Origin of the sequence: Bacillus sp. FJAT-27916 (assembly GCF_001183965.1) — a bacterium.
Classification (GTDB): Bacteria; Bacillota; Bacilli; order Bacillales; family Pradoshiaceae; genus Pradoshia.
Genome location: NZ_LFZV01000001.1, coordinates 2,216,264 through 2,225,037 on the forward strand (window position 1 = coordinate 2,216,264; position 8,774 = coordinate 2,225,037).

Below are 8,774 nucleotides of genomic sequence, written 5' to 3' on the forward strand. Positions count from 1 at the left end.
GTTCAAATTTATTAAAACTTACAGGGGGGAATTAAATTGGAAGATAAGTATGGAGAGGTGATAACTGTTTCTTCACCAATTTTCATCAGGTATTTTGGAGTAGCAATGATATTCTTGGCTTTGATTTTTTTAATTATGGGGATGTACAAAATGTATGCTTATGAAAATCCTTCAAGTGATGATGAATACGAGTTATTTTCAGAGGATTACGAAGCAGTTAATGCATATGTTGGCGGAGATGCCTACAATTATATTATAAATGCTGGTTTGGCTACAGCTAATATTGCAATAGCTATTTTATTTACCATTATAGGTATGGGATCTTTTGTTATAGCTGAAATGAAAGAAAGAAATAATCAGCCTGAAACAACTCAGTCTAATGTATAAGAAGTAAAATGAAATAATCCATATTTGGATAACGGACATTCTGATAGAGTGTCCGTTCCAAATATGCTATAGCAGGTAGCCATACTAAGTTAATACAATACAATTCTATATGACTAGGTATACTCACAGCTATTAGCCTATATGATAGTTGGAAGAAGTGCCATTATCTTAAAGGAGCTTAAAAGAAATTACCTATATGGAATCGCTGATTTGACCTGAAACTGAAAAAGATTTTTTACTCAATCGTATCAAACAACTCTACATCTAAATCCTCCGCATCCCTCCAATCATGATACTTTTCGATATGCCAAGTATTCTTTCGCCTTACATAGCTGTTTTCTTCAATCCACTGATGTAAGTCATGATAGGCGTCCATTATTTGATGATTAGGTCCATGATAAGCTATAACGGCATAGCGTTGAGCTGGTATGGTCAAGGTCACCATATCTGATGGTATATCCTCAAAATCCTTTACTTCCACACAAACCCAGTACCCATCTTCCTCTGCTGTTTCATTCTCCACCATAAATGCGCCAAATTGTTCCCTTGGATTCATTACTTGTTTAATTTCATCTATGCGCTTGCTTAACCTGGATGACGCTTTCGGTATTTCAACAATATATTGATCACCTGAACACAACACTCGAAAACCAACTAACCTTAATTCATCAAGCTCTTTAACCGTTATATTTTGATTGATTGTTTCAGACATGTTCATCCCCCTATTCAATTCATCACAGCCAATGTTCAGGAGCTGTTAGTGCAGATGGTAATTTCGTATGCCTATTCCCCTTAGCTGAATTCACTTGAACTTGTGTAAGAAAAAGACTTCCGATTAGATTAGAGCCTCTTAAGTCAGCATCTCTTAAGTCCGCGCCAATGAGGTCTGCTTCTCTTAAATCAGCTTCTCGAAGATCAGCCGCAATGAGCATAGCCCCTCTTAAATGGGCTCCCCTTAGATTAGCGCCTCTTAAATTGGCCCCGATTAAATCGCGGCCTTTGATGTTTTTTCTCTTTCTTCCAGGTTTTTTCGTATGCTTCCCTTTTGTCCGTACTAGTTCACTTGTTTGTTTTAGTAAAATATTCACGTTTTCCCGGGTGTCTGGGAGATAGAGAGATAAGATGGATTCGGGGCTTAAATGAGTGAGTTGTTCGGTTTCTTTAACGGCTTGCTCTAACTCCTGATAGATTGGGCGGGCATCCTCTCTATGAAGAGCCTCAGATAAGTAATAAAGCATTTCGTGAAGCTGTTGTACGATGGGGAATACAGCGAACATTTCCTTAGCTGTCGCTTTATTTTTCCGCCAGTCATTGCCCTTGTATAACACTTGAGAAACATGTTGCCCTGCCCCAAAGCATTCATAGACTGTGCACCCCCTGAAGCCATTCAGCCTAAGGTTTTTATGAATTCCACACCGATGGTCTTTCTGGAGGTTTCTGCAAGGCGTCCCTTCCTCTTTATCAAAGGCAAAATCAGAGGAAGCCGCAAAGGATAAGGCTACACAACATAAACCAAAACACTTCCCGCAGTCAGCACTGAATGTTTCTCGATTGTGATCATTCACTATATATTCGGGCAAATGATTCTTCACATCCGTTCTTATTTTCATAGATACAAAATACAATGGTATTTGTATTCGAGGGAGAACGGCAGAAATCCTTCTAAAAGAAAAGCTTAAACAAAAAAGCCCTGACTTAGGGCCTTCCTTCACTCTTCAATCCTTATAGCAGGATTTCGTTTTTTAAGTTCACTGATAAACGCCTCTTTATTTTTCGGTGAAATTTTAATACTGCCAAAAACAGTTGTCTGATTAGTGATTTCTATCGCATCTCTCGAGGACAGGATTCGATACCCAGTAAAGATGGCTTTTGTTGGGGCGACCTTGATGATTTTCTCGTATGGAATCCGGCTTTTGAATGGTCCACCCTTGATGAATAAATGGTCTTGGTGAAAAATATACTGTACAGAAAAGCACGTCCATAATAGAAAACCGATAACCAAAAGAAATACCAAGATCAATATGATACTACCAGCTAAATCATCACGAAATTCCTCCAGGAACAAGGGAAATATGGTTACGGAAGCGATAACAAGGACGACAATAACCATAAAGTTCACAAAAAACGCATCCACTTTAGAACGAAAGACCATTATGCATACCTACCTCCCTTTATATCTAAAACTGTATATCCTCACCTTTATTATACGATATTAAAAAATAATACTTGCTAAATGATCGATAAGCTAGTAAACTTTTCAAAGTGTGCTACAAATGAACAACATAAATTTAACCTGTATAACCTCAGAATATGGCGTGAGGGTCTCTACCAGGAACCATAAAGTCCTGACTACAGAAAATGAACCTTTTTCATTTTTTGTAGTCAGGATTTTTTTATTTTGTACAGAAAGGACGATTACACAATATGAATCTTAAAGTCATTATATTAGCTTTATCCGCTGTGGCAGTTGGATTGGTGGAACTGATCATCGGCGGAATTCTTCCGAACATCGCCAATGATTTAAACGTATCGATCAGCACGGCTGGACAGCTAATCACCGTCTTTGCCCTTATATACGCGATTGCAGGACCGGTTTTATTGGTCATGACGAATAAATATGAGCGTAAAAAAGTCTACCTCATCGCCATGGCTATCTTCTTCTTAGGAAACATCATCACCTACTTCAGTCCAAACTACACGGTTATGATGATTGCCCGTGTTTTAACGGCGATGAGCACGGCCTTAATCATGGTCTTATCCTTGATTATCGCGGCTAAAGTCGTTCATCCTTCACACCGAGCAAAGGCAATTGGCCTTGTAACGATGGGAATCAGCTCATCGCTCGTTATGGGTGTTCCGCTTGGCATCTTGATTTCAGAGCAATTCGGATGGCGTATCCTTTTCCTTGGAATAGCCGTTCTTTCAGTGGGATCATTTATTCTCGTTTCTATCTTCCTCGAACGTATTCCTGGAGAAAAATCGATTCCGTTATCACAGCAATTAAAGGCTGTCGCCAGTCCAAAAATCGGCACTGCTCATTTGGCAACGATGTTCATGCTGGCGGGGCATTACACGATTTATGCGTACTTCACCCCATTCCTTGAGGATGTCATGCATTTAGATGCGAATTGGGTCAGCATCTTCTATCTATTGTTCGGAATTGCGGCGGTAAGCGGCGGCGCATTGGGAGGCACGCTCTCTGACGCGATTGGCCCGCAAAAGAGCATCATTATCTTCATCGTCTCATTTGCGGTTGTGCTGTTCCTATTGCCGTTCTCCACATTCTCCATGTTCGTCTTCATCCCTGTGATGTTGATTTGGGGAGCACTCAGCTGGAGCCTATCACCTCCGCAGCAAAGCTATCTGATTCAAACAGATCCGGCTACATCCGATATTCAACAAAGCTTCAATAACTCTGCTTTACAGGTCGGCATCTCCATTGGATCTGGATTCGGCGGAATTGTATTAAGCCAAACAGGCTCCGTTTCGCATACGGCCTGGTACGGAAGCGCGGTTGTTCTGATCGCACTCGCTTGTGCGGTGTTCTCGATTACGAGGAAGGCTGTCGTCAGGGAGAGAACTGTGAAAGAATTGCACGAATCAAACGCTTAAAGCGCAGGATAAAAAGGAGTTCCCCGGAGGAACTCCTTCTTTTTTTAATCATCATGGTCCTGATACATAGGCTTGTGCAAATCATACTATCTAGAAGTGAACAAATAAAAACCAGAAACCACACCACTTCGCAGGCAAGTCAACTATTGAAATAGGCTCTCATTGTACGCTTCAGTCATAGGCGTATGCATTTCAAAGGGCATACAAGTGTATCCAGCGCTATCTTCCCATCAGCCACATATGGTGAATTCCATAAAATCTCTTAACAATTTTCATGTATTTATTTTCTTTCCAAGATGTCTCCTAGAAACAGAAATAGTAGTCCACTTACTAGACTAGTTGCAAAAGCCCATCTCAATACCATTACCACATACTCTGACAATTCTTTCGTATTGGTGGTCGTTATCCCCTCACCTATTGTCTCAATCGAAGAGAAAGATGTGACAAATAGACCAATTCCTAATCCAACAAAAAACCCTATCCTCAAATAAAAGACTAAATTCTTTTTTTTAATGATTATCACCCCAATCTGAACATTAAAGCGGCTAAGAATACCTAGGCCCCTTTATATGAGCTCCTGCTCCTTCAAGACTGCTTGTTTGTCTAACACTAGAGGCAATGCAATATTGAGCAGCATAATAGGTAGTCATAATAAGGACATGTGAGTAAGGAACGTCCGATACAAACATATTCCATGATAAGACGGTATCAGAAACGACAAAGAGCAAGCTGCCGATGATGGCAAACCGATTGCCGGTCATAAAAGCAGCCCAAGCCATGATTGAAATCGCCCCAATATAGAAAATCACTGGAATGATCAAATCATCCTTCCCTGATTCCTGAAGTGCTTGAACTAATAGATTCCCTATGAAAAAATCAAATGCGAGAAGCGGCAGGATGGATAAGAAGCGAAGCGCCGAAAAGCTCCACCGTTTCAGAAAGCCAAAAATATAAATAATATGCCCAATCAAAAAACAGCTCAGCCCAATCAAAAACCAATGTAGTAATCCATCTCCAAACATGCAAAAGACAAGACCCGCGAGGATAAGCCCTTTATTTGTCCGAACACGATCCGTTCTCTGGATAAAGGCAAAATAGATGATCAGCCACATCGGAATGAGCTTGAACAAAATCTTCAGCCAAAAAGGCTCTGATGGGATGAGAAAGATATAAATAGTGCTCATAACAAAAATGAAAAGAGAAAGCAATTTAATCTTCATGAATGTCTCCCTTCTACCGAATTATTTTCGTATCATAGTTGAATCAAAATCAGCTCTATCTTGTATTCTACATACTTGCTTGAACACCTTTATTTCTGTATCATTTTTCCACTATCCTCATCTATTTTACTAGACTCGGATTCTCCCTAAATAGAAAAGAGTTCCGAGAGCCAGCAAAACTGCTCAAGGAACCCTTTCATACCTTCATCTCTAGATTGACCGCCTATATATTTCAATCATTTCTATAACGAGCATTGTAATTGTATCTACACTCATTATCTGGTCTTCTGCGTGCATAAGTATAAGCGAGAATTCAAGCTTTTCTCCATTAGCTTCTCTTTGAATTAAAGATGCATGCATTCTATGACCCTCAACAAAGAAGTGTTTTGATTCTGCCAACTTTTCTTCCGCCGCGTCAAAATTCCCCTCTTTCGCTGCATAAAGCGCTTCCATCACTAAGCTTTTAGCTGTACCAACATTACTAATTATTTGAAAGGCCACCGTGTAATAATCATTCGTTTCCAATGACATTGTTGCCCCCTCTTTCCTTCTATTAACTGCTATTTTAACTCCAACATGATTATGATTATTACCTGTTTTCAATTAAATGCAACGCTTGATCAAGAACCTTTTCACCATTCATCATTCCGTAATCTTGCATGTTAATCGCTGCTACAGGAATATTCCTTCCTGCTAGTTTTGATTCAATTTGATTTTGCATATATTTGACTTGAGGCCCTAATAACAATACGTCTACATTTTTCTGTTCAATTATTATGTCAATTTCTTGTGCTGATATCGCAAATATATCAGCCTGAATTCCTTGTTTTTCGGCTGACTTTTGCATTTTTGTTACTAACAAACTAGTACTCATTCCCGCTGCACATACTAACATAATCGTTTTCAATAGTTGTTCCTCCTTTATTTAATTCGTGACCATTAGATTAAAATGATAGAACGCGGAATGTATTACTATTCATGTAACTTGCCTCTTTAGTAAATTATGTTCATATAGCCCTTACCTATTAATAGAGCGAGCAACCATAGAAACTGTATGCCTAATACCACGGATAGCTTTGCTCATAGCGAATATATTTTCAACAGGAGCAAGCCCGGCATACCCCGCGTCACCGATATGTTGAATATCCACACCGCAGATTTTATTACGGATGGCAATTTGTTTAATCGTGTCTTGATCAGCACTTTCTTGGCTTGTGCCAATAGCAGATAGAACAAGGGCGTCATTTTGATGAGCACTTTTAACAATAATCTTCATCTGCTCATCATCAAAGCCTGGAACAGTACCTACTGCTGGAACTAAAATAATATCTGCACCTGAATCTATAAAACCTTTCACTACTTCTTCATCTGCAACTGGTTCATCTACTCCTGCTCCATGCATTTTCCCAGCTATAATTAATCCAGAAAAATGTTCTTTAGTAAGCTTTATCGTTGTTTTAATTTGCTCATTTGTGACACCAGTGCCCGGATTACCTGTCAAACACACAAAATCAAATCCTAATTTTTCTATTTCTTGTATGGTTTTTAGATTAGCCTGCCGACCTTTTGAAATGACTAATCTTTCTTCTGCCATATTCGCAGAATTGTCCACCGGCTCTAAATTGACACCAATTGGACGGCCGACCAATCTGTGAAGCGCATTAACGATAGAGCCCTCTTCATTATCCAGTCCTTCAATCCGTGGTGAAAGCACATCAACACCATTCAAGAGAATCAAGTCTGCCCCGAACGCACGAGCAATTTCTGCATTGGTAATATCCTCAATATAAGGCTCACGAATTGCAACATTTTCAGACATAATAACGCGTCCTTCACTCGCTTTAATACTTTGCTTCAATTCTGATGCATTCATCGCCAAGATTTCTGATGCATTTGAGCTAATCAATCGTTTTTTCATCGTAATACTTCCCTTCATCGGTCTTTATTGCCAAACCTTATTTTGATCATACACTTAAGATAAATAGTTAGGAGTCGTAAATATGTTATCTGAATTTGCTCAGTGGTATATTTGTCTATATCTTTATAGAAACTTCTGTAATGTTATTATGCCAAACACCGTTTTTCATTCTTTCGTATAAACTATAAACATTCAACAAAAGATACTTTTTATTCTTGCGATTTAAAACGTTTTTCGATAGCTAATACAAATGGTAAGTAAAGCAGGATATCTAATACTATTAAAACAACCTGCAAAATTGCACCACTTATACTACCTGTGACTAAAAAACCACTAAATATCGGTGGCATCGTCCAAGAGGCAGCAGCTCTAGTAAGCGGTACGATTCCCGATGCCATTGCTAAATAAGTGACAACTACATTTACCATTGGTGCTAGGATAAAGGGAATAAATAACAAAACATTCAAAACTACCGGAATACCGAACATGGCCGGTTCATTAATATTAAACAAGCCAGGTACAACAGTTATCGGTGCTAACGCTTTTGTTTGTTTGCTTGTTTTCTTTTTACGTGCTAAATATCCTAGAACTAAAACTAAGCCAATTGTCGCTCCTCCACCGCCAATATAGACAAAGTTATCCATGAATGAAAGTGTGATAATATTATTTAATTCTTGGCCAGCTTGATAAGCAACACGATTTTCATCTAAGTTGGCGATCCAAATAGGCTGCATCACTGAATTAACTACGTTACCCCCATGAATACCAACAAACCAGAATAAACTATTCAAACCAACAACAATGATTGCACCAAAGACGTTGTTTCCTAATAACCCCAAAGGTTTTCCTAAGATTACTTGTGCAATGTCATGTACATTGGGTAAATCTAATGTGCTAAGAATAGAATAAATAATTAACCACATAGTTATAATGACTGCTCCAGGAATAATCGCACTGAAACTTCTAGAGACAGCTGGAGGTACACTGTCAGGAAGTTTGATTTGTATATTACGATTAATGAACCATTGATATATATAACCATTAAGCAATCCCATAATAATTGCAATAAACAACCCTTTCGCACCCATATAAGCGATTGGCATTCCAGCCCCTGCTTCGGATGAAATAAACGGAGTTGCAATAATAAAAGCAGACAATGAAATGATGCCTGATCCAATTCCGTCTACATTAAATTGCCTCGTTAAACTATAAGCAATCCCGAAACTGGCTATTAAACCAATTAGTCCGAAACTACTATCCGTCCCTTTCCATAAAAAATCAGCAATTCCAACTTCACCTAACCATGCTTCCCAACCCGGGGCTGGGAAACTAGCTATAATCATAAAAAGGGAGCCAATAATGATTAATGGCATTGCAATTGTAATACCATCCCGAATAGCAATCAGAAACTTGTTTCCACCTATTTTTCCAGCAATGGGCATCATTTTCTTTTCCAACAGTTCATTCACACTGATCACTTTTATTTCCTCCTAAAATTTAATATGGGAATGAATTAACAATAAAAGCGCTTTCAATCCTGGAGCTTATCAGCTTTTAATCGGTTTTTGCCTCCTTTAGGTAGAAGTGTATAACTAATTAATTATAAATTATTATTAATTATTCTATAAATTCCCTAA

10 protein-coding genes and 1 riboswitch are annotated in these 8,774 nt (G+C 38.7%); of the genes, 2 read left to right on the forward strand and 8 right to left on the reverse strand.

Translation table 11 applies throughout. The features are described from left to right. The first annotated feature begins 36 nt into the window (after positions 1–36). Positions 37–387, forward strand: a complete 351-nt coding sequence (locus AC622_RS10675) for a hypothetical protein (RefSeq protein ID WP_049671062.1) — start codon at positions 37–39, stop codon at positions 385–387. Between the two features lie 235 nt (positions 388–622). Here AC622_RS10675 and AC622_RS10680 read toward each other — a convergent pair whose 3' ends face one another. The 3 genes from AC622_RS10680 to AC622_RS10690 all read right to left on the reverse strand — a co-directional run bounded on the left by AC622_RS10680 (position 623) and on the right by AC622_RS10690 (position 2,539). Continuing rightward, positions 623–1,099, reverse strand: a complete 477-nt coding sequence (locus AC622_RS10680) for a GyrI-like domain-containing protein (protein WP_049671063.1) — start codon at positions 1,097–1,099, stop codon at positions 623–625. 22 nt (positions 1,100–1,121) lie between these two features. Continuing rightward, positions 1,122–1,997, reverse strand: a complete 876-nt coding sequence (locus AC622_RS10685) for a pentapeptide repeat-containing protein (protein ID WP_082197266.1) — start codon at positions 1,995–1,997, stop codon at positions 1,122–1,124. A 98-nt stretch (positions 1,998–2,095) separates the two neighbouring features. Further along, positions 2,096–2,539 carry a PH domain-containing protein gene (locus tag AC622_RS10690; protein WP_049671064.1) on the reverse strand — a complete coding sequence of 148 codons (444 nt, stop codon included), beginning with the start codon at positions 2,537–2,539 and terminating at the stop codon, positions 2,096–2,098. A 121-nt stretch (positions 2,540–2,660) separates the two neighbouring features. Then, positions 2,661–2,759: riboswitch (purine riboswitch) on the forward strand. A gap of 52 nt (positions 2,760–2,811) precedes the next feature. Between AC622_RS10690 and AC622_RS10695 the strand changes: the two genes are divergently transcribed. Next, entirely contained in the window at positions 2,812–3,999 is a 1,188-nt protein-coding gene (locus tag AC622_RS10695; RefSeq protein ID WP_049671065.1) for an MFS transporter, read from the forward strand. 545 nt (positions 4,000–4,544) lie between these two features. On the opposite strand, the gene AC622_RS10700 is transcribed toward AC622_RS10695, so the two are convergent. From AC622_RS10700 to AC622_RS10720, 5 genes are all read right to left on the reverse strand, one after another. Further along, positions 4,545–5,219, reverse strand: a complete 675-nt coding sequence (locus AC622_RS10700) for a lysoplasmalogenase (RefSeq protein WP_049671066.1) — start codon at positions 5,217–5,219, stop codon at positions 4,545–4,547. Between the two features lie 210 nt (positions 5,220–5,429). After that, positions 5,430–5,744, reverse strand: coding sequence for a PTS lactose/cellobiose transporter subunit IIA (locus AC622_RS10705; RefSeq protein WP_197089925.1), 315 nt, complete (start codon positions 5,742–5,744; stop codon positions 5,430–5,432). A 64-nt stretch (positions 5,745–5,808) separates the two neighbouring features. After that, positions 5,809–6,126, reverse strand: coding sequence for a PTS sugar transporter subunit IIB (locus AC622_RS10710; RefSeq protein ID WP_331456707.1), 318 nt, complete (start codon positions 6,124–6,126; stop codon positions 5,809–5,811). Positions 6,127–6,237: 111 nt separating this feature from the next. Next, positions 6,238–7,137, reverse strand: coding sequence for a DUF7916 family protein (locus AC622_RS10715; RefSeq protein WP_049671068.1), 900 nt, complete (start codon positions 7,135–7,137; stop codon positions 6,238–6,240). A gap of 209 nt (positions 7,138–7,346) precedes the next feature. Continuing rightward, the gene (locus AC622_RS10720; RefSeq protein ID WP_197089926.1) at positions 7,347–8,615 is read right to left on the reverse strand and encodes a PTS sugar transporter subunit IIC; all 1,269 of its coding nucleotides are present in this window, start codon (positions 8,613–8,615) and stop codon (positions 7,347–7,349) included. Between the last annotated feature and the right edge of the window lie 159 nt (positions 8,616–8,774).